Raw genomic sequence first — 19,876 nt, forward strand, 5'->3', positions numbered from 1 at the left:
CCAATTGCGTAGATGACAATGCTCAAAGTTCTCCAGTGCCTCACCATCGATCACGACTATCGATACACCGCCGCAGCGGTCTTCGTCTGCATGCTGGGCAGTTTCGTGTCGATGCGCCTTTTTTCGAAGGCACGTCTGGCGACGGGCGTGCAGAAGGTCAACTGGCTGTTTCTGGCCGGCGTCAATGGCGGGGCGGCGATATGGACCACCCATTTCGTGGCGATGCTGGGCTATGTCGCGGCGGGCGATGTGGGATACGATCCCTATCTGACCGGGCTGTCGCTTCTGATTGCCATTACCACAACGACTGCCGGCCTCGGCATTTCCGCCTATGGCGGGCGCAGCGTGCTGGTGGAAGCCGGTGGCGTGGTCCTCGGCCTGGGCATTGCGGCAATGCATTATACCGGTATGGCCGCCTATAATGTTCAGGGCATGATTTTCTGGGATCAGGCCTATGTCATCGCCTCGCTGATATTGGGAGCTGTGCTCGGCGCCATTGCGGTCAATCGCGTTGCCCGGCCTGTTAACCGTTTCTGCCAGTATAGCGCGGTGGCGTTTCTCATCCTCGCCATTGCCTCGATGCATTATACCGGCATGGCGTCGATGTCCTTCGCCTTCGACCCGCGCATTGTCATTCCGGAAAACCTGCTTCCGCCGGCCATCATGGGCGGAGGCGCCATTGCGGTGACGCTTCTGCTTCTGGCGCTCGGGCTCTCCACTTATGTCATCGATGCGCAGTCCACCCAGCAGGCGGTTGCCCGCTATCGCCATCTGTCGTTGCACGATCCGCTGACTGGTATTCCCAACCGGGCGGCATTCATCGAGCATCTCAATCGCCGCACACGCCATGTCTCGCTGGGCGCACACACCGCGCTCCTTTCCATTGATCTCGACCGTTTCAAGGAAATCAATGACGTGCATGGCCATGCGGCAGGCGACGCCGTGCTGCGCGCCATCGCCGACCGCGCGAGTTCCGTGCTGAAGACCGGAGAGTTTCTGGCCCGCATGGGCGGCGATGAATTCGTGGCGATGACCCATTCCTATTACACCCGCGCCGACGGCGCGGAATTCGCCCAGCGATTGATCGAGCAGATCAGCAAGCCGGTGGAATGGAACGGACAGACATTTTCGGTCGGCGCAAGCGTCGGCATATCGGTTCGCAATACCGGCTCCATCGATGCCGATACGCTGATGGCCCAGGCGGATGTCGCCATGTACCGGGCAAAAAGCGGTACTTCGGACACCATATGCTTTTACGACAAATCCATGGACGAGGCCGCGCGTGAGCGCAACGTGCTGGCCATCGCCATGCGCAGCGGCCTCGCCAATAACGAGTTCGAGCTTTATTACCAGCAGCAGAACGACACCAAAAGCGGCAGCATCGTCGGTTTCGAAGCGCTTTTGCGCTGGAACCATCCCGAACGGGGCATGGTCTCGCCGACCGAATTCATTCCGATCGCCGAACAGACCGGCTTTATCGTCGAACTGGGCGAATGGGTTCTGAGAGAAGCCTGCGGGCAGGCTGCGCGGTGGAAAAAGTCACTCGCCATTGCCGTTAACGTCGCGCCGCAGCAGCTTGCGGATAATGATTTCCCCGACAAGGTTGAGAGAATTCTTGCCGAAACGGGACTTGCGCCGGAGAGGCTCGAGCTGGAAATTACCGAAGGCAGCATCATCGCCGACCATCGCCACGCCCTCGTCACCATCCGCAAACTCAAGTCGCTCGGCGTCAAGATCGCCATGGACGACTACGGCACGGGCTATTCCTCGCTTTCGACGCTGCAGAGCTTCCCCTTCGACAAGATCAAGATCGACCGCGCCTTCATCGATGGCCTGTCGACCAACGTGCAGTCGGAGGCGATCGTTCGCTCGACGCTCATTCTGGCGCACAGCCTCAATATTCCGGTGCTTGCGGAAGGCGTTGAAACCAAGGCCCATATCGAGTTCCTGCGGCGTGAAGGTTGCCTGCAGGTGCAGGGCTTCTTTTTTGGCAAGCCCGGTCCGCTGACTTCCATCGCCAATCTCGTGGACGATACGTTCCTCTCGGCCGAGGATGAAACGGACGTGACCGCCGGCCGGCGTTATTTCAAGGCGGTCCGATAGTCCGGCGGCACCTGCGGCTGCGCCCGGCAAGGCCGGTCGCGAAATTTTTTGTTGAAACATGGCCGCTTCCAGCGCACCATCGCCGAAAAGCTTTGGGAGGAGCGTATGCCGACAGACATCGCCCATGCGGAACGCGTGTATGAAACCGCGCGCCATCGTTCCGCAGCCGCAAGTTCTCCGATTGTCGCCTCCTGGCGTCGCTGCATGGTCAAACATCATCTTGCACCGGAGGAAAACCGCAAGCCGATCTTCCTCAGCGAGTATGAGTTCCGCCGCGCCCGCGAAAGTGCGGCCGGCCTGATTGCCGAAAGCACGGATGAACTCGACCGCATTTTCCAAAGCGTCGGCAGATCCGGCTGCTGCCTGCTTTTGACCGACGCGCAGGGCGTTGCGCTGGAGCGGCGCGGCGCCTCTGGCGATGATCGTGATTTCCGGGCGCTTGGCCTCTGGTCCGGGGCGGTCTGGAGTGAAGAAAGCGTGGGCACCAACGGTATCGGCACAGCACTGGTGGATGAGCGCTCGGTGGTGGTCTACCGCGATCAGCATTTCTTCACGTCGAATACCGAACTCTGCTGCACCACGGCTCCCATCCGCGATCATACCGGCCGGGTGACCGGCGCGCTCGATATTTCCACCTGCCGCGACGACATCAACGAGATGACCTTTTCTTTTGTCACCCAGGCGGTGAAGGACGCGGCGCAGCGCATCGAGGGTAATCTGTTCCGCCGTGCCTTTCCGGGTGCGCGCATCGTCGTCGTCCCGAGCGGTTTCGGCGCGGCGCTGTCGCTGCTCGCGGTGGATCAGGACGATCTCGTGCTGGGCGCGACCCGTGCCGCTCGTCTCGCGCTGAAGCTGGACGATGCCCGCATCGCGCAGGGTCTGCCCGCCGCCGATGTTCTTCAGGAACAGCGCCACGATGGCGGTTCCGACCTCGCGGAAGCGGAGCGTTCGGCGCTGCGGCGCGTGTTGTCGCGCACCAACGGCAATGTCACGCAGGCCGCTTCGCTGCTCGGCATCAGCCGCGCCACCCTTCACCGCAAGATGAAGAAATTCGACGTGCATTGAGGTGCGTGCGGGGGCGATCCGGACAATCACGCCGGATCGCGGCGGCTTTGTCGCAGATGTGAGACAATGTGCGCTGCGGAACCGCGCCGCCCCTCTACCGAACCGTGCCATCTAGGCCCACCTTCCTCCCATGCGGTCCGTTGCGGATCGTTTTCATCAGGGAGGATGAAATCATGAACATTCAGGTTCAGCAGAAAGCGGGCGAAGCGCCCTTCAAGCTGAAATACGGCAATTACATCGGCGGAAAATGGGTGGAGCCGAAATCCGGCCGCTACATGGACAATCTCTCGCCGGTGACCGGCCACAAGATCTGCGAAGTGCCGCGTTCGGATGCAGCCGACATCGAGTTCGCGCTCGACGCGGCCCACAAGGCTCGCGATAAATGGGGCAAGACGAGCGTGACGGAGCGCTCCAACATCCTGCTCAAGATCGCCCAGCGCATCGAAGACAATCTCGATCTCATCGCCCGTGCCGAAACCTGGGATAACGGCAAGCCGCTGCGCGAAACCACCAATGCGGATATTCCGCTCGCCATCGACCATTTCCGTTATTTCGCGGGCTGCATCCGCGCCCAGGAAGGCACGATCGGCGAAATCGACAACGATACGGTCGCCTATCACTTCCATGAGCCGCTCGGCGTCGTCGGCCAGATCATTCCGTGGAACTTCCCGATCCTGATGGCCGCGTGGAAGCTTGCACCGGCACTTGCCGCCGGCAATTGCGTGGTGCTGAAGCCGGCGGAACAGACACCGGCCTCGATTCTCATCGTGATGGAACTGATCGAAGACCTGCTGCCGCCCGGCGTCCTCAACATCGTCAACGGCACGGGCCTCGAAGCCGGCAAGCCGCTGGCGCAGAGCAACCGCATCGCCAAGATCGCCTTTACCGGCTCCACCTCGGTCGGCAAGGAAATCATGCGTTATGCGGCCGATAACGTCACCAACATCACGCTGGAGCTGGGCGGCAAATCGCCGAACATCTTCTTTGCCGATGTGATGAACGAGGACGATGCCTTCCTCGACAAGGCGCTCGAAGGTTTCGCCTTCTTCGCGCTCAATCAGGGCGAGGTCTGCACATGCCCGTCGCGTGCGCTGGTGCATGAATCGATCTATGACCGCTTCATGGAAAAGGCGATCAAGCGGGTTCAGGCGATCAGCCAGGACGATCCGCTCAATCCGTCGACCATGCTGGGCGCGCAGGCCTCGCAGGAACAGTTCGACAAGATCATGGGCTATCTGGAGATCGGCAAGAAGGAAGGCGCCAAGGTTCTGACCGGCGGCGACCGCAAGACGCTGACGGGCGATCTGAAGGATGGCTATTACATCCAGCCGACCGTCTTCGAAGGCAACAACAAGATGCGGATTTTCCAGGAGGAAATCTTCGGCCCGGTCGTTTCCGTCACAACCTTCAAGACGTTGGAAGAGGCGCTCGAAATCGCCAATGACACGGTTTACGGTCTGGGCGCAGGCGTCTGGAGCCGCGATACCAACATTGCCTATCGGGCCGGCCGGGGCATCGAAGCGGGCCGCGTGTGGACGAATTGCTATCACGTCTATCCGGCGGGCGCTGCCTTTGGCGGCTACAAGCAGTCGGGCATCGGTCGCGAGACCCACAAGATGATGCTCGATCATTACCAGCAGACCAAGAACCTGCTCGTGTCCTACAGCCCGAACAAGGTCGGTTTCTTCTGAGGTCCTCCCCGGAAGCCGGCGAGGGGCTGTGGTGCCAGATCGCCGGCGTGTTCCCAGGGGCTTCGGCCCCTGGGAGCCCGGCTTCAAACAGAAAGGCCGGAGGTTTTGCCTCCGGCCTTTTTTCGTTGCGGTTTATGCCGCGTAACGCTGGTCCCGTTGGCGGAGGCCGCCGACCGAGAACTGCCCCACCTGTTCGGTCAGGCCGTCCGCCTCGCTGGATAGCGAGAAAGCGGCCGCCGTCGTTTCCTCCACCATGGCCGCGTTCTGCTGCGTTACATGGTCGAGTTCGTTGACGGAGGCATTGATTTCGCTGAGGCGGCCGGACTGTTCACGCGATGCGGTGGCGATCTCGCCGATCTGGTCGTTGACCGACTGGATGCGTTTCTGAATCTGCTCAAGGCTTTCACCCGTCTTCAGCACCAGCGCCACGCCGCTTTCCACATCGCCCGCCGAGGTGGCGATCAGCGTCGTGATGTCCCGGGCGGCGGCTGCCGATTTCTGGGCAAGCTCGCGAACTTCCTGCGCCACAACGGCAAAGCCCTTGCCGGCTTCGCCGGCGCGGGCGGCTTCCACACCGGCATTCAGCGCCAGCAGATTGGTCTGGAAGGCGATCTGGTCGATGACATCGATGATCTGGCGGATCTTGGCCGACGAGGTCTCGATGCGTTCCATCGCCACGATCGCTTCTTTAACGACAGCCGTGGACTTGTGCGCATCCTGCATCGTGCCCGCCGTCGCCTCGACGGCGACATTGCAGCGCGACAGCGAGAGATTGACGGCCTGCGTCATGTCTCCGAGTGCCGCTGCCGCTTCCTCAAGGGCTGCGGCCTGGCGTTCGGTGCGCCGCGACAGGTCTTCCGATGCGCTTTTCAGTTCGCCGGAGCCGGAGCGGATGGCATTGGCGCTTTCGCCGATGTTGGAGATGGTCGCTTCCAGGCCTGCCATGGAGTTGTTGAAGTCGATGCGGAGATGATCGAGCGACGGCACGAAGGATTTGTCGATGCGGAGATCGAGCCTGCCGGCCGCGAGATTGGCAAGACCGGTGGCAAGTGCGTCAACAGCCTCTTCCAGTTCTTTCGCGCTTCTTGCCTTTTCCATTTCCCGCTGGGCGCGTTCTTCGTCCAGTTCTTCGCTCTTGCGATGGGATTCGGCTTCCATGCGCTGCTTGTCCAGAATGCCCTGACGGAAGGATTCCAGCGCGCGCGCCATGATGCCGATCTCGTCGCCACGGGAAACGGCCTTGATCTCAATGTTGTTTTCACCGCCGTTCAGGCGCTCCATCAGCCCCGCAAGGCCGGTCAGCGGCTTGGTAAGGCTCGCGGAAACGAAAATGCCGATCAGCGTCATGATCGCAAGCACGGCCAGCGTCGCGACCGTTGCCCAGAAGGCGAGATCGTTGGCGGCGGCGAGGACCTTGCTTTCCTGCTGGCCGATGGCCAAAAGATGTTTCTGGCCGAAGACGGAGACCGGGCGGTAGGCATAGAAGATGTTGCCCGCAGGTGTCTGCGCCATCACCGTTCCGGCGTTGTTTGCGTTGGAAAGGGCGGCGAGGCTTTCGGAAACCGCAGCGTCAGCACCGCCCGACAGTACGCCGGCCCGACGTTTGCCGTCGGCGCTCAGGAGAACGGCGTCATCGATGGTCTTGCCGGTTTCCTCGGGCGTCACCACCGCGCCGATGCGATCAGCGGCGATGCGCATGATGACGGCGCCCTTGCGCTGGAGCTGGCCCCAGTTGGAGACGGCGAGCGGCATGCCGATCATGGCCGAATCATTTTCGCCGCCAGTGAAACCTGTGGTGCTGACGACGCCGTCCTTGCCGGCTTCGATGCGGTCGAACAGGTCCTTGATCGCGGCGTTCTGCGGTTCCGTCACGCTGGTGAGGAAGTTCTTCCCCTTGGTCACAGTGTAAATAATGAGGCCGGTCTTGTCGATCACATAGATGTCGCTGACACGGGTGTTGCGCCAGACGCTGGCGATGGCGGCGTTGATGGTGGCGTGGCGAATGGCGTAAAGCAGTCGCAGGCCTTCGCCATTGAAGGAGGCGCGCTCCTCTTCGGAGACGCCCTCGCGCCGGAAAGCCTGGATGATCGCATCCCTTTCCGTCGGTACAACGGTGGTCATCGTTTCCAGCGCCTGTGCGACCGCGGCGTTCTGCGACAGCTCGGAAATGCTCTGTTCGACGCGCAAAGTATAGGCATCAAGCTGCTTGGACTGGTTGCCTGCAACCGTTTCGAGCCTGATTTCGCTGGCGTCGATCAGTCCCGACTTCCCCATCTCGTAGGACAACAGCCCCACGGAAAGACATGAAACCAGCGTTGCGCCCGTGACGAGCGCTGCGAATTTGGCCTTTATCGACAATGATTTAGCTTTGACAGCAGTCGGATTTACACCCGGCATCCTGTTTCCTCCCCCCAAAAAACGTGGCCATACCGTGGCAAAAATTGTTTACGGCCGCGTTAAAAGTGCTGGGAATTGTACGATTGTTTCCCGCATGCCGTGAAAAAATAGCCGGCCGCCACTGACGCGTTTCCCGTAATAAAACTGCAATAGAACGGGCGCATATCGAGTGAAGTTCAACGGCTGTTCATGTTCATGCAAGCTTTCCGCGCTCCTTCTCTCGCCAATATCAATGATGTCTGCGGACTGAGTGCGGACGGATATGACGGAGCCAGCGTGAAACCGAGGCCGGATTTCGCCGTTGTCGTGCCCATGCACAATGAGCAAGCGAGTGTGGAAACGCTCGTGGCGGAGATTTTTGCCGCCTGCCAGCCCGTCGGCGCCTTCGAGATCGTGGTGGTGGACGACGCATCTTCCGACGGCACGGTCGATGCGGTGCTTGCGCTTGGCGATCGTTACCCGATGCTGCGGCTCGTCCGGCATGATCGTCAGGGCGGACAGTCTGCGGCGATCCACAGCGGTGTGCAGGCGGCGCGTGCGCCTGTCATCTGCATGCTGGATGGAGACGGGCAGAACCCGCCGGACAATCTGCCGGCTCTTCTCGCGCCGCTTCTCTCCGCCAGCGCTCCCAGCCGGCTCGGTCTTGTGGCCGGCCAGCGTGTCGGTCGGCGCGATACGCTTGGAAAACGTCTTTCCTCCCGCTTCGCCAATGGGCTTCGGGCGCGGATCTTAAAGGACGGCACGCGCGACACCGGCTGCGGGCTCAAGGCCTTCCGCCGCGACGCCTATCTCGCCTTGCCCTATTTCGATCATCACCACCGCTATTTCCCGGCGCTGTTCAATCGCGACGGCTGGCAGGTCACCCATGTCGACGTCACACACCGGGCGCGGCTGCACGGAAATTCCCATTACACCAATATCGGCCGCGCGCTTGTCGGCATCCACGACCTGATCGGCGTCGCCTGGCTACTGCGCCGGCGAAAGCGGTCAAGCTGGGCTGAAACTTTCAAAACGGAGACATCGCCGTGAATGCACCGGCTTTATGGTCCATGCTGCATGTGAACAGCTGGAAGGAATTTCTGTGGGTTTGCACCGGCTTCATGGGCCAGATGCTGTTTACCATGCGTTTTCTGGTTCAATGGATTTCTTCGGAACGGGCGAACCGCTCGGTCATTCCGGTGGCTTTCTGGTATTTTTCCGTTCTTGGCGGTCTGGTGCTGCTTTCCTACGCCATCTGGCGGCGCGATCCGGTCTTCATTCTGGGCCAGGCGTCCGGCCTTTTCATCTATGCCCGAAATCTCTGGTTGATTCATGCAGAACGCCGCCAGCATGCATGAGGCGGCGACCCTGCCTTATGCGCAGGCAGGCGATGAGCGCCGATGGCTGACATTTGCATTCGTGGCGATCGTCCTCGTCACCGCACTGCGCATCCTTGGGCTGGCCTTCAACCGCACAGACCTTTTCGTCGATGAGGCGCAATATTGGCTATGGGGTAGGGAGATGGCGCTCGGCGCCTATTCCAAGCCGCCCCTGATCGGCTGGCTCATTCGCGCGGCAACCATTCTGGGTGGCGGCGAGGGCACGTTTCAGGTTCGGCTGGCCGCGCCCGTGGTGCATGGCGTCGCGGCGGCGGCCATCCTTGCGCTCGGCCGCATGATCTATGATGTCAGGCTGGCATCCCTGGCCGCCCTTATCTATCTGACCTTGCCGGCCGTAACGCTCGGCAGCCTGCTGATCTCGACCGATACGCCGATGATGCTGTTCATCGTGCTGTCGATGATCTCCGTGCGGAAGCTTGCGCTCGCCCGCCGCGAGGGCAGGGCGGCGTTGGGCTGGAGCATCGCCCTCGGTCTCTGCTTCGGCCTCGGGCTGATGTCGAAATATGCGATGATCTATTTTCTACCCTGCTTCATCGCCGCCGGCTGGCTCTGTGAGGCATGGCGCATCCGGCTGCGTGACGCGGCGATTGCTGCGCTCGTCTGCGTCGCCGTCATCGCGCCCAATCTGTGGTGGAACGCGGCGCATGATTTCATGACCGCACGTCATACGGCGGATAATGCGAACTGGCATGGCGTCCAGCTGAAGATCGGCTCCGCGCTGGAGTTCTTCTTTTCGCAGGCGGGTGTGGTCGGACCATTCGTTTTCGTCGGCATGATCGTCGCAACAATTCGTGCGAAGAATGCCGAAACCCGGGCGCTGGTCGCTCTTTCGGTTCCGATCGTTCTGCTGATCACCGCGCAGGGTTTGATGTCACGGGCGCTCGCCAACTGGGCGGTCGGGGCCTATGCGGCCGGCGTGCTTCTGGCGGTGCCGGTCCTGGCGTCGCGGCGTTGGCTCACCGTGTCCACCCTTGTACTTGGTAGCATCGTGGCCATCGCGCTGCCGCTGATGACCATTGCCGGAACGCAATTGCGCCTGCCGAAAGGTGAACTGGCGATGGCGCGGTATCTCGGGCGCGCCGAGCTGGTGTCGACCGGTCTGTTACGGGCGCGCGAGGCGAGTGCGGACGCCATCGTCGCTACCGACCGTTCGATACTTGCCGAGCTTTTTTATCAGCTTCGGGATGAGAAGCAGGTGATGACGCGCGCGCTGCCTGAAACCGGCGTGCCTTCCAGTCACTATGCGCTTCTTTACCCGCTGAAACCCGGCGAGGCGAAAAATCCCCTGTTTCTGGCAAGTGCGGACGGCCTGCCGGCCTGCCTTGCCGGCGAAGCTCCGGTCGCCCGCTGGACCGCCGGGCCGGGTTTCCTCGAGGGCAGGGAAATCGGACTCTGGCGCCTGCTGCCACGATGCATGCCGGAGGGCAGCAATGGACAATGATCTTTCGCATATGCGGATCACGATCTGGGTGACACTCGCCACATTGGCGCTCGTCATCCTGTTCGCGACCTTTCCCTCGATCGATCTCAGATTCTCCGCCCTGTTTTTCTCGCCCGTCGAGCAGCCATGGTCCGGCCGTGAGCCGTTTCCCGAATGGTTGCGGGATACGCTGCGCGAAGGTACGGAGCTTGCCACCCTTCTGGCTTTCGTGATCCTTGTCGGTAATCTTCGGCTGGGCACGCTGCAGAGAACCGGCTGGCGGGTCTGGGCCTTCCTGTGTGGGCCGGTGATCCTCTGTGCCGGGCTTCTGGTCAATGGTGTGCTGAAGGCGACCATCGGTCGCGCGCGCCCATTCAGCGTCACCGAATTCGGCGGGCAGCAGCTTTTCACGCCGCCTTTTCAGTACAGTGCGCAATGTTATTCGAACTGCTCGTTTTCTTCCGGCGAAACCGCGCTGATCGCCAGTTTCTTCCTGCCGCTCTGCGTGCTCGTCTGGCCCCGGCTGCAACGGCGCGGACGGTTGGCGATGGGAAGCATCGCCGCCGGCATGATCGTCCTCATGTCCGGCTTGCGCATCGCGGCCGGCGGGCATTTCCTCAGCGATGTGGTGATGTCCATCCTGTTTTCCGCCCTCACGACCCTGTTTCTCTACCGGGCGCTGGTGATCGGGCGTCATCGCCATCTGTTTACCGGCGATGCGGTCACGGCCGATACGGTCAGTATCTGGCGTAACGGTCGCCATGCTGTCCTGGCCCGGGTTCGGCGCTGGTGGCCGAAAATCAAGGCCGCAGCCTCACGCCTGCAACGGCCGCCGGATGCGGGTGCGGCATCGTCTTAAGAGGAACTTCGAAGGTTCGCTTCGATGAGGTGAATGGCGAAGCGCGCCAGACGCTCCTGCGTCATCCTCGGGTCTCCGAGGATCTGCGACCTGTTGATCTTATTCAACGTGACTAGGTCCTCGGCGCAGGGCCGAGGACGACGTCGAGGCAACCAGCGATTTCAACATGGAACGCAAACTGCCCGGAAATCCGTAGAACGGTTGTCGAGGTTTGCCGCAGCTGCTCAGTCGAACAGGCCGGAAACCGACTGTTCCTGTGCGGTGCGGTTGATCGCTTCGCCGAGCAGGCCTGCGGTGCTGACCACGCGGATATTATGCGCGGACTGGACACCGGTGGTCGGCTGTATGCTGTCGGTGATAACGAGTTCGCGCAGCTTCGAGGAAGCAACACGGGCAACCGCGCCGCCGGAAAGCACACCGTGGGTGATATAGGCGGTAACGCTGGTGGCGCCCTTTTTCAGCAGCGCTTCAGCGGCGTTGCAGAGCGTGCCGCCGGAATCGACGATGTCGTCGATGAGGATGCAGTCCTTGCCGGAGACATCGCCGATGACGTTCATGACTTCGGATTCGCCCGGACGGTCACGACGCTTGTCGACGATGGCCAGAAGACAGTCGAGACGCTTGGCGAGTGCACGGGCGCGAACCACGCCGCCAACGTCGGGCGAAACCACCATGACATTGTTGGTGTCGTAATGGTCCTTCACGTCGCGGGCGAGAATGGGCGCTGCGAAGAGATTGTCGGTGGGGATATCGAAGAAGCCCTGGATCTGGCCGGCATGGAGATCGAGGGTGAGAACGCGGTCGGCGCCGGCTTCGGTGATCAGATTGGCGACGAGCTTGGCGGAAATCGGGGTGCGGGGGCCGGCCTTGCGGTCCTGGCGGGCGTAACCGAAATAAGGCAGCACCGCGGTGATGCGCTTGGCAGAGGAGCGGCGCATGGCGTCGATCATGATGAGCAGTTCCATCAGATGATCATTTGCCGGGAAGGAGGTGGACTGGACGATGAAAACGTCTTCGCCGCGCACGTTCTCGCTGATTTCTACGAATATTTCCTGGTCAGCAAACCGCTTTACAGTGGCATTTCCGAGAGGAACGTTAAGATACTTGCAGATCGCTTCGGCAAGGTGCCGGTTCGAATTGCCTGCGAAAACCTTCATTGCGGCCGCCTGTTTCCATGCCATCGCCTTGCATCACGGGGCTCAATCCACCGTAACCAAGCGTCGTTCAAGGGGAGGAACATCCGGCTGAAAAGCCTTTGCCGGATACGCCTTGTTGCCATGCGCGCCTTAATAGCGCTGTTGCTTCCGATTGCAAGAGGACTCCGCGCTTTCGCAATGATTTTCGTGAAATCTCTGTGACTTCTCCCGCCGTTTTCACCTCATCCCTGTTGAGACTGCTTCCATGACGAATAGTCGTTGAGCGTTTTTGCAGCGATATCCTGCATGACCCTGTCGGTCACGGCGGCCCATGGATCGCTGCCTTTTGCCGCCACCGTTTCCTGCCCCTGCAGGCGGTGAAGCCGCACGCCATTGGCGTCCAGAATGTCCCAGACGTAGACGACATTGACCTTGGCGCCATCGGCAAAGGCGGAGAAATATCCCTTCAGGATGTTTTCGGCCGAATTGTCGTTTGAGGCCCGGATGGTCAGCCCCTTCGCCCGCGCTTCGGCCCCGAGCTGGCGCGACAGCGGCGTCACCGCCTGAACCGGCGCTCCGATGATCGGCAGGAAGCGGATGGAGTTTGCGGAAGAGGCAGGCGCAAGCGATGCCGTCTGCTGCGCGGGAGCGGGTTGAGCGGCCGCCGGTGGCTGGGTTGCGGTCTGGTTCTGGCGAAGCGGCTCGCCATACTGGCTGCCGTTGGACAGCGCCTGTGCCTGCGCCTGCAACGAGTTTTGCGGCGCATAGGCGGGAACGGATGTTGCGGTTGCCGGAGCGCCCGTGGGCGCGCGGTCGGCGGCGGCGGCCATCTGGTCGAGATCGCCCTGGGTCACGGGTGTCGACTGCGAGGCATTGTGGCCGACATCCACCTGCGGTGTAAGCGCTTCCGTCGTGTTGCAGCCTGACAGGGCCAGCATCATCGCTGGAACAATGATGGCCGGAAAAAGGGGGGTGAACCCCGTCCGGCTCATGCGATTTTCCCTCTCATGTTCCGCTCCTTCTTGCCCAAGGTGGCGCAATGTAAGGGCGGTTTTCCCGCTCTGTCAAACCCGGCAGCGATTTAAGCTGTGAGAAGATCGAGGTTGTGGCGCGAGAGCGGCTCCGGTGCGCCGTCGGTGGTCAGATAGGTCTGGCCGAGCGTCATGGCCGTGCCGGAATCGGAATCCATCACGATCATATGCACGAAAAGCGTCATGTCGGCGGTAATCTCCTGCGGATTGCCGGCGTGGAACATCTGATGCTCCATCCAGGACGGCGAGAAGCGCGCGCCCAGCGAATAACCGCAGGAGTTCAGCCGGTGGCGGGTCAAGCCGCGTTCGTCCATCACGCGGGCATGCACGTCGAAGACATCGCCAAAGGTCTTGCCCGGTCGCAGCACCTCTTCGATGGCGGTGAGGTTTTGCAGGCAGGCGCTGTAAAGCTCCTTCTGGCGGAAGTCCTGTTCGCCGATCACCACCGTGCGCATCATGGCGGCATGGTAATGCGCGCTGACGCCGGCCCATTCCAGCGTCAGCTGATCCTTGTCGTCGAGCCTGCGGCGGCCGGCCTTGTAACGGCACAGCAGCGCATCCGCGCCGGAACCGACGATGAATTCATTGGCGGGGTAATCGCCGCCGCCGGCCAGAACCGCTCCCTGCATTGCCGCGAGAATTGCGGCCTCGTCCGCGCCGGGCCTGATGAGCGGCAGCGCCGCGTCCAGAGCCGCATCGGCCAGTTGGCCCGCCTTGCGCGCATAGGCGATCTCGGCCGGGCTTTTGACCAGCCGCAGTGTGCTGACGAGATAGGAAGCGTCGCTCATCTGGCAGAAGCTGGCGAGCTGGTTGTCCAGCAGACGGGCGACGCGGCCTGTCATGCCGTGCGTGTCGTATTCGACGCCAATCTTTGCACCCAGCAGGTCGAGATCGCTCAGCAGGTTCTTCAGATCGAGCGTCGGGTCGGCATTGGGCCGGTCGACCCAGATCAGGATATTCTCGATGATGGAGGTATTGCGGGCCTGGCGCAGATCCGCCGAGCGGGTCAGAAGCGTCATGGAGCCGTCCGATTTGACCACCAGCGTCTGGAAGAAGCAGTAGCCGAACGTGTCATAGCCGGTCAGCCAATACATGCTTTCCTGCGCGAAAAGCAGCAGGGCGTCCAGCTTCTCCTCGGCCATTTTGGCGAGCAGACGCTCGCGGCGGGCATCGAATTCCGAAAGCTCGAAATGCAGGGCCATGTCAGTCCTCCAGAATTGCGATTGCGGAAATCTGCCGGCCATAATCGGGTTCGGCGCGGTGGGTGGTGCGGCGGTAGGAATAGAAGCGATGTTCGTCGGGATAGGTGCAGAGGCCGAGATTTTCCGCCCTCACACCGGCTTTCGTCAGCCGGTCGATGGTGAATTGCTTGAGGTCGAACAATGCGTGGCCTTCCTTCTCCGTCGCGGCGAAATAATCCGCATAGGCCGGATCGATATCGGTGAAACGCGCCACATATTCCGGACCGACCTCATAATTGTTCTGGCTGATGGAAGGGCCGAGCGAGGCGGCGATGCGCTCCCGGCTGGCGCCGAGCGTCGTCATGGTCTCGATGGTGTTTTCGAGCACGCCGAACAGCGCGCCTTTCCAGCCGGCATGGGCCGCACCCACGACGCCGGCTTCCGCATCGGCAAACAGGATCGGGCCGCAATCGGCGCTCAGCACGCCAAGCACGAAACCCGGTGTCGCGGTTACCATGGCGTCGGCCTGCGGGCGGCTGCCGTCATAGGTTTCATCGACCACGAGAACATCGGGGGAATGGATCTGGTGCACGGTGGCGAGGCGCTCCGCCGACAGGCCGAACCATTGCGTTACGCGCCGACGATTTTCCTGCACCCGTTCCGGTTCGTCATGCGAGCCGAGGCCGACATTGAGGCCCTGATAAAGCCCTTCCGACACCCCGCCCTGTCGGGTGAAAAAACCGTGGCGGATACGGTTTTTGCTGTAGTCGGCGAGCAGGGGACTCTGGATGGGGAGCGGCAGCGTTGCGTTCTGCATGGTGCGGGAGTTCCTTGGAGAATATCGCTGTTGGCCAGTGAGATACGGTTAAGCGAGATGTTTCCGGTTGCCGCGGCGTTGCGCGGCGTGTGTGATGCAGTGTGCCTGCTTCGTGTGTCGCGGCGATGTTGGCCCAGAGGTGATTGCGCTGTCAATCCACCGCGCGAAACGGCAGGAGATGAAGCGCGGGACTTGAAACGGCGATGACCTTGAAAAGTTCCCCCATCTTGCCGGCCCCTTCGCCGGCGAGGCGGTTGACCGCTTCGGCGATTTCCAGCGTCTGGTCGGGCGTGGCCTTGGCGGCAAGTGCGGCCGCACGCTCCTTGAGACCGAGACCATAGAGAAAGTCGCCCTGTCTCAGGGTGCCGTTGACGTGTACGCCGGTTGCTTCGGCCGTTTTCACGAGGCTTTCGAAATCGACATGGCTGGTGAGATCGGCTTCGCCGGGATGCGCAAGCGCCGGGTCGAAGGTATGGTTGCGCATGGCCTGCAACGTATCGCCATAACCGGCGACCAGATGGCCGTAATCGATGGCGAGCGCCGTGCCGCCATGGGCGGAGAGGCGCTGGCAGATCGCGGTCATCACGGCTTCGCGGGCAGGCGAAATCTCGACTATGGCTCCAATCGGCTGCCGTTCCGGCTGCGGCGGCAGCAAAGCCGGGTCTATGCCGGCAAGCCCGGTCGAGAACACAAGTTCGTCATTGGCGTCGAGGCTGACGACCCTTTCGCGGAAACCCTGCGGCGTCTTTATGAATTGCCGGATCGGAATGGCGTCGAAAAGCTCGTTGGCGACGAGGAGCAGGAAACCTTCCGGCACGTCGTCGAAACTGTCATGCCAGGTCAGTCTGCCCGCATGTGCGGCCAGTGTTTCCTTCTGGATGGCGGAAAGGCGGGGGCTGGTTTCGACCAGATGCACCCGCATCGTCTCGTAAAGCGGCGGTGCGATGCGGCGGATGACGCGCAGCATGTCCGACATCATGGTGCCGCGGCCGGGGCCGATTTCCACCAGCTGGGTTTCCATGGGCGCGCCGTGCCTCTGCCAGGCATGGACCACGAAAACGCCGAGCATTTCGCCGAAAAGCTGGCTGACTTCAGGTGCGGTGATGAAATCGCCCGAACGGCCGAAGGGCTCGCGGCTCCTGTAATAACCGTGCTCCGGGTCGGCGAGGCAGAGCGAGAAGAAGTCGGTAACGCTAAGCGGACCGTTGAGCCGGATAAGTGATTTGATGCGTTGCGCGAGCGGTGTCGTCATGGCGGGTCATACCGTTCAGGCGCTTTTTGCCGCGCTGCGCGCCCGCAGAACCGCCCAGAGGCCGAGGGCGAACATCGGCGTGGAGAGCACCATGCCCATGGTCAGCCAGTTGCCGGCGAGATAACCGATCTGGGCGTCCGGTTCGCGGAAGAACTCCACGAAGATGCGCGACAGCGCGTAACCGCAGACGAAGATGCCGGTGACGACGCCGGGCGTCTTCAGCGCCCTGAGGGCATAGATGGCGATTGCAAGAACGATGACGAGCACAAGGCCTTCGAGGCCCGCTTCATAAAGCTGGCTCGGGTGCCGCGCGAAGGGGCCGCCGGTCGGGAAGACGACCGCCCACGGCACGTCGGCGATGCGCCCCCACAATTCGCCATTGATGAAATTGGCGATGCGCCCCAACAGCAGGCCGATGGGTGCTACGGCCGCGACGATGTCGAACATGCTCCAGACCGGAATGCTGTTCTTGCGGGCGAAAAGGATCATGGCGATGGTGGTGCCGATCAGGCCGCCATGGAACGACATGCCGCCATTCCATATCTCGATTGCCCTGATGGGATTGGCGGCGACGGCGGCGAGATCGTAAAACAGGATGTAGCCGATGCGCCCGCCGAGCACGATGCCGCCGGCTGCCCAGAGGATGAAATCGTCAAGATGCTGCGCCGAAATCGGCGACGTCTCGTTCGGCCACAGGCGATCCGTGCGGGCGAGGCGACGGGCATAAAACCAGCCGAGCATGATGCCGGCGACATAGGCGATACCGTACCAGTGGATCGAGAGCGGGCCGAGGGACAGCGCTACCGGATCGATATTGGGGAAGGGCATGATGGCGAGTTGGGTGGGAGCGGCTAACAATCCGTATATTCCGTCATCGTTGCGGGGCGGACAACGGAACGAGCCATTGCCTCAAGGGGCCGGGCGATGATGCTCACCGGTCTCCCTGACGCCAAGGAAAATGGCGATTGCGATGGCGGCGGTCAAGGTTATTCTTCAAGCTGCGGCTTAAGATAGCAAAGGCCATGCAAGCTCTTGCGATTTTTCGATTTCGCTTGCAAGGCGGCGATGGAGTGCCTACCTGAAGGCTAGCAACAGCGGGCAAGACGATGCCCCTGAACCGACGAAGGATGAGCGCCATGAGCACGACAGGCACCAACCGCTTTCTGGATGAATTCGCCAAGCTAATGACCGATGCGGCCGGCGCGGCGCAGGGTGTGCGCAAGGAAGCCGAAGCCGCTTTTCACGCCCAGGCGGATCGCTGGCTGAACAGTCTGGACGTCGTCCGGCGCGAGGAATTCGATGCCGTTCGCGAAATGGCCATTCAGGCGCGTGATGAAAACGACGCGCTGCGCGCCCGTATCGAGGCTCTGGAAGCGAAGCTTTCCGCCGCCAAGGACTGATTTTTTAACGCTTTTTTCGACGGGTCCCGGATCGCTTGCGATTCCGGGACTTTTTGTTTTCGGCCCATTCCGCCCGAAATGACTCCCGGTTGTTAAAAACATCCCTCCGGCGCGAATTTTTTGGGCCTGTGGACACTTCCAAAAAACGCAATCGGCAGAGTCGCTTATGTATCTCGCCTGAGGTGATGGGGGAGGAGATATCCACTGTTCAAAAAGCAAAAATGGCGGGGAAGGGGTGGCAGCAGGACTCGGCCATTATACACTGATTTTAAATGATGATTCGAAAAGACCTGGTAAGCTCCAGACAGGGTGAATGCGTAATTCTGGTGGTGTCGGGCAATCGTCTCAAATGTTTATCCCGGTTTGTATGTGCGTTTTGTGCCCGGCGTTCAAAACAGGACATTCCTACCGGCTGAGAAGGTGCCGCATGAGTCTGATAGAATTTGAAATTGAGCGTCAGTCCAATCCCGTGGACATGATCGAGATCGTCGCGGCCTCGAACGACTGGTCGTTCGAACGTTCGGGCGAAGATGAGATCGCCATGACAGTCGCCGGTCACTGGGCCGACTATCACGTTTCCTTTTCATGGATGGAAGAGTTCGAGGCGCTGCATCTTGCCTGCGCCTTCGACATCAAGGTGCCGGACCAGCGCGTCAACGAAGTCATTCGTCTGCTCTCCCAGGTCAACGGTCAGGTGCTGATGGGGCATTTCGATCTGTGGCGGCAGGAAGATGTGGTTATCTTCCGCCAGTCCCTGCTTCTGGCGGGCGGCGCCGAACCGAACAACCAGCAGGTGGAAGTGCTGCTTTCCAGCGCTCTGGAAGCCTGCGAACAATATTATCAGGCATTCCAGTTCGTCGTCTGGTCGGGGCTGGATGCGAAAAGTGCAATCGAAGCGGTCATGTTCGAGACCGTCGGAGAAGCGTAAGATGGTATATAAGGCTTCCGGGCCGCTCGTCCTGGTGGGCGCCGGCAATATGGGCGGCGCTCTGCTTTCAGGCTGGCTGAAAAAGGGCGTGCCGGGATCGCAGGTCATCGTGATCGATCCGCGCCCTTCCGACGCGATGCGGACGACGATTGCGGAAGCCGGAGCCACCCATAGCGAAGGCGTGCCCGAGGGTGTAAAGGCCGGAATTCTTTTCGTGGCGGTGAAGCCGCAGATGATGGAAGCCGTACTGCCCTCACTGAAACCCCTGCTGGGCCCGCATACGGTCGTCGTTTCCATTGCGGCGGGCACCACCATCGGCACGTTCGTTTCGCATTTCGGCAAGGTTGCCGCCGTGCGTGCCATGCCCAACACACCGGCCATGGTCGGCCGCGGCGTCACGGGGGCCTATGCCAACGAGCTGGTGACGCCGGAGTTTAAAACGGTGGTGGACGGGCTGCTGAAAGTCAGCGGCCCGGTTGAATGGGTGGATGCCGAAAGCGATATCGACGCAGTGACCGCGGTTTCGGGAAGCGGCCCGGCCTATGTCTTCTACCTGGTGGAATGCATGGCCGAAGCCGGTCGCAAGGCCGGTCTGCCCGCGGATGTGGCCATGCGTCTGGCGCGCGAGACCGTGGCCGGCGCCGGTGAGCTTCTGCATCAATCCTCCGACGAAGCGGCGCGCCTGCGCCAGAACGTCACCTCGCCGGGCGGCACCACGGCTGCGGCGCTGTCCGTTTTGATGGCCGAAGACGGCATGCAGCCCCTGTTCGACAGGGCGGTCGCTGCCGCGAAAACGCGCGCCGAAGAGCTGGCGGGCTGAAGGGGCGGGCCATGAGCGGTGAAATTTCCTATGCCGATTTCGAGAAGGTCGATATCCGCGTCGGCACCATCATCGAAGCCGAGCCTTTTCCCGAGGCGCGCAAGCCTGCCTTCAAGGTGAAGATCGATTTCGGGCCGGAGATCGGCGTCAAGAAATCCTCGGCGCAGATCACGGTGCATTATACGCTGGAAAGCCTTGTCGGCCGGCAGGTTCTGGGCGTGGTGAATTTTCCGCCGCGCCAGATCGGCCCTTTCCGGTCCGAGGTTCTGACGCTCGGTTTTGCCGATGCCAATGGCGATATCGTGCTTGCCGCCGTTGAACGGCCAGTACCGAACGGCGAGAAAATGTGCTGATGGAACACGACGGCTCAGTGCCGGAGTAAATGGAAACGGCAAGT

General features: G+C 61.4%; 18 protein-coding genes. 11 read left to right on the top strand and 7 right to left on the bottom strand.

All coding sequences use genetic code 11. The features are described 5' to 3' along the window. Positions 1-18 precede the first annotated feature (18 nt). From PH605_RS16305 to adh, 3 genes are all read left to right on the top strand, one after another. Complete coding sequence (locus PH605_RS16305; protein WP_142845477.1) at positions 19-2,103, top strand: putative bifunctional diguanylate cyclase/phosphodiesterase; 2,085 nt, start codon at positions 19-21, stop codon at positions 2,101-2,103. A 105-nt stretch (positions 2,104-2,208) separates the two neighbouring features. Continuing rightward, positions 2,209-3,168 (top strand): helix-turn-helix domain-containing protein, encoded by a 960-nt coding sequence (locus PH605_RS16310; RefSeq protein ID WP_065655946.1) that lies wholly within the window; start codon positions 2,209-2,211, stop codon positions 3,166-3,168. A gap of 173 nt (positions 3,169-3,341) precedes the next feature. Continuing rightward, positions 3,342-4,859, top strand: coding sequence for an aldehyde dehydrogenase (gene adh / locus PH605_RS16315; RefSeq protein WP_142845448.1), 1,518 nt, complete (start codon positions 3,342-3,344; stop codon positions 4,857-4,859). Between the two features lie 132 nt (positions 4,860-4,991). Here the strand turns inward: adh and PH605_RS16320 are convergent, their stop codons facing one another. Then, the gene (locus PH605_RS16320) at positions 4,992-7,256 is read right to left on the bottom strand and encodes a methyl-accepting chemotaxis protein (RefSeq protein ID WP_142845449.1); all 2,265 of its coding nucleotides are present in this window, start codon (positions 7,254-7,256) and stop codon (positions 4,992-4,994) included. A gap of 189 nt (positions 7,257-7,445) precedes the next feature. On the opposite strand from PH605_RS16320, the gene PH605_RS16325 reads away from it, so the two are divergent. Genes PH605_RS16325 through PH605_RS16340 form a run of 4 tightly spaced genes read left to right on the top strand, consistent with a single transcriptional unit; the run spans position 7,446 to position 10,914 of the window. Next, positions 7,446-8,285 (top strand): glycosyltransferase family 2 protein, encoded by an 840-nt coding sequence (locus tag PH605_RS16325; RefSeq protein ID WP_065655719.1) that lies wholly within the window; start codon positions 7,446-7,448, stop codon positions 8,283-8,285. 20 nt (positions 8,286-8,305) lie between these two features. After that, the gene (locus PH605_RS16330) at positions 8,306-8,593 is read left to right on the top strand and encodes a lipid-A-disaccharide synthase N-terminal domain-containing protein (RefSeq protein ID WP_031233742.1); all 288 of its coding nucleotides are present in this window, start codon (positions 8,306-8,308) and stop codon (positions 8,591-8,593) included. After that, positions 8,568-10,076, top strand: a complete 1,509-nt coding sequence (locus PH605_RS16335; RefSeq protein ID WP_161987922.1) for an ArnT family glycosyltransferase — start codon at positions 8,568-8,570, stop codon at positions 10,074-10,076. Before PH605_RS16330 ends, PH605_RS16335 begins: the two co-directional genes overlap by 26 nt. Then, positions 10,066-10,914: a phosphatase PAP2 family protein gene (locus tag PH605_RS16340; RefSeq protein WP_142845450.1), complete on the top strand. Its 849-nt coding sequence runs from the start codon at positions 10,066-10,068 to the stop codon at positions 10,912-10,914. Before PH605_RS16335 ends, PH605_RS16340 begins: the two co-directional genes overlap by 11 nt. A gap of 224 nt (positions 10,915-11,138) precedes the next feature. Here PH605_RS16340 and PH605_RS16345 read toward each other — a convergent pair whose 3' ends face one another. From PH605_RS16345 to lgt, 6 genes are all read right to left on the bottom strand, one after another. Continuing rightward, a complete protein-coding gene (locus PH605_RS16345) occupies positions 11,139-12,071 on the bottom strand; it encodes a ribose-phosphate pyrophosphokinase (RefSeq protein WP_003522877.1) in 933 nt (310 codons plus the stop codon). A gap of 221 nt (positions 12,072-12,292) precedes the next feature. Beyond that, positions 12,293-13,042, bottom strand: a complete 750-nt coding sequence (locus PH605_RS16350; protein WP_065655721.1) for a hypothetical protein — start codon at positions 13,040-13,042, stop codon at positions 12,293-12,295. 89 nt (positions 13,043-13,131) lie between these two features. Beyond that, the gene (locus PH605_RS16355) at positions 13,132-14,283 is read right to left on the bottom strand and encodes a M24 family metallopeptidase (protein WP_142845451.1); all 1,152 of its coding nucleotides are present in this window, start codon (positions 14,281-14,283) and stop codon (positions 13,132-13,134) included. Between the two features lies 1 nt (position 14,284). Further along, positions 14,285-15,079, bottom strand: coding sequence for a peptidoglycan editing factor PgeF (gene pgeF / locus PH605_RS16360; RefSeq protein WP_142845452.1), 795 nt, complete (start codon positions 15,077-15,079; stop codon positions 14,285-14,287). Positions 15,080-15,230: 151 nt separating this feature from the next. Then, positions 15,231-16,331 (bottom strand): class I SAM-dependent methyltransferase, encoded by a 1,101-nt coding sequence (locus PH605_RS16365; RefSeq protein ID WP_142845453.1) that lies wholly within the window; start codon positions 16,329-16,331, stop codon positions 15,231-15,233. A 15-nt stretch (positions 16,332-16,346) separates the two neighbouring features. Beyond that, positions 16,347-17,159, bottom strand: a complete 813-nt coding sequence (gene lgt, locus PH605_RS16370; RefSeq protein ID WP_161987927.1) for a prolipoprotein diacylglyceryl transferase — start codon at positions 17,157-17,159, stop codon at positions 16,347-16,349. A gap of 308 nt (positions 17,160-17,467) precedes the next feature. Between lgt and PH605_RS16375 the strand changes: the two genes are divergently transcribed. The 4 genes from PH605_RS16375 to PH605_RS16390 all read left to right on the top strand — a co-directional run bounded on the left by PH605_RS16375 (position 17,468) and on the right by PH605_RS16390 (position 19,832). Beyond that, positions 17,468-17,731, top strand: coding sequence for an accessory factor UbiK family protein (locus tag PH605_RS16375; protein ID WP_003522871.1), 264 nt, complete (start codon positions 17,468-17,470; stop codon positions 17,729-17,731). Between the two features lie 427 nt (positions 17,732-18,158). Then, entirely contained in the window at positions 18,159-18,659 is a 501-nt protein-coding gene (locus PH605_RS16380) for a YbjN domain-containing protein (protein WP_003522870.1), read from the top strand. Position 18,660: 1 nt separating this feature from the next. Next, on the top strand, positions 18,661-19,479 hold the full coding sequence (gene proC / locus PH605_RS16385; protein ID WP_142845455.1) for a pyrroline-5-carboxylate reductase: 819 nt from the start codon (positions 18,661-18,663) through the stop codon (positions 19,477-19,479). An 11-nt stretch (positions 19,480-19,490) separates the two neighbouring features. Next, on the top strand, positions 19,491-19,832 hold the full coding sequence (locus PH605_RS16390; RefSeq protein WP_003522868.1) for a tRNA-binding protein: 342 nt from the start codon (positions 19,491-19,493) through the stop codon (positions 19,830-19,832). Positions 19,833-19,876: the final 44 nt, after the last annotated feature.

The organism is Agrobacterium sp. CFBP 3001 (genome assembly GCF_027871605.1).
In the GTDB taxonomy this organism is placed as follows: Bacteria; Pseudomonadota; Alphaproteobacteria; order Rhizobiales; family Rhizobiaceae; genus Agrobacterium; species Agrobacterium leguminum.

What these genes read in the sequence shown, in the direction of transcription:
- PH605_RS16325 (WP_065655719.1), top strand. Translation starts at nt 7,446, where the DNA reads ATGTTCATGCAAGCTTTCCGCGCTCCTTCTCTCGCCAATATCAATGAT.
- pgeF (WP_142845452.1), bottom strand. Translation starts at nt 15,079, where the DNA reads ATGCAGAACGCAACGCTGCCGCTCCCCATCCAGAGTCCCCTGCTCGCC.
- lgt (WP_161987927.1), bottom strand. Translation starts at nt 17,159, where the DNA reads ATGCCCTTCCCCAATATCGATCCGGTAGCGCTGTCCCTCGGCCCGCTC.
- PH605_RS16365 (WP_142845453.1), bottom strand. Translation starts at nt 16,331, where the DNA reads ATGACGACACCGCTCGCGCAACGCATCAAATCACTTATCCGGCTCAAC.
- PH605_RS16330 (WP_031233742.1), top strand. Translation starts at nt 8,306, where the DNA reads ATGCTGCATGTGAACAGCTGGAAGGAATTTCTGTGGGTTTGCACCGGC.
- PH605_RS16375 (WP_003522871.1), top strand. Translation starts at nt 17,468, where the DNA reads ATGAGCACGACAGGCACCAACCGCTTTCTGGATGAATTCGCCAAGCTA.
- proC (WP_142845455.1), top strand. Translation starts at nt 18,661, where the DNA reads ATGGTATATAAGGCTTCCGGGCCGCTCGTCCTGGTGGGCGCCGGCAAT.
- PH605_RS16320 (WP_142845449.1), bottom strand. Translation starts at nt 7,256, where the DNA reads ATGCCGGGTGTAAATCCGACTGCTGTCAAAGCTAAATCATTGTCGATA.
- PH605_RS16340 (WP_142845450.1), top strand. Translation starts at nt 10,066, where the DNA reads ATGGACAATGATCTTTCGCATATGCGGATCACGATCTGGGTGACACTC.
- PH605_RS16355 (WP_142845451.1), bottom strand. Translation starts at nt 14,283, where the DNA reads ATGGCCCTGCATTTCGAGCTTTCGGAATTCGATGCCCGCCGCGAGCGT.
- PH605_RS16305 (WP_142845477.1), top strand. Translation starts at nt 19, where the DNA reads ATGCTCAAAGTTCTCCAGTGCCTCACCATCGATCACGACTATCGATAC.
- PH605_RS16345 (WP_003522877.1), bottom strand. Translation starts at nt 12,071, where the DNA reads ATGAAGGTTTTCGCAGGCAATTCGAACCGGCACCTTGCCGAAGCGATC.
- adh (WP_142845448.1), top strand. Translation starts at nt 3,342, where the DNA reads ATGAACATTCAGGTTCAGCAGAAAGCGGGCGAAGCGCCCTTCAAGCTG.
- PH605_RS16350 (WP_065655721.1), bottom strand. Translation starts at nt 13,042, where the DNA reads ATGAGCCGGACGGGGTTCACCCCCCTTTTTCCGGCCATCATTGTTCCA.
- PH605_RS16380 (WP_003522870.1), top strand. Translation starts at nt 18,159, where the DNA reads ATGAGTCTGATAGAATTTGAAATTGAGCGTCAGTCCAATCCCGTGGAC.
- PH605_RS16310 (WP_065655946.1), top strand. Translation starts at nt 2,209, where the DNA reads ATGCCGACAGACATCGCCCATGCGGAACGCGTGTATGAAACCGCGCGC.
- PH605_RS16390 (WP_003522868.1), top strand. Translation starts at nt 19,491, where the DNA reads ATGAGCGGTGAAATTTCCTATGCCGATTTCGAGAAGGTCGATATCCGC.
- PH605_RS16335 (WP_161987922.1), top strand. Translation starts at nt 8,568, where the DNA reads ATGCAGAACGCCGCCAGCATGCATGAGGCGGCGACCCTGCCTTATGCG.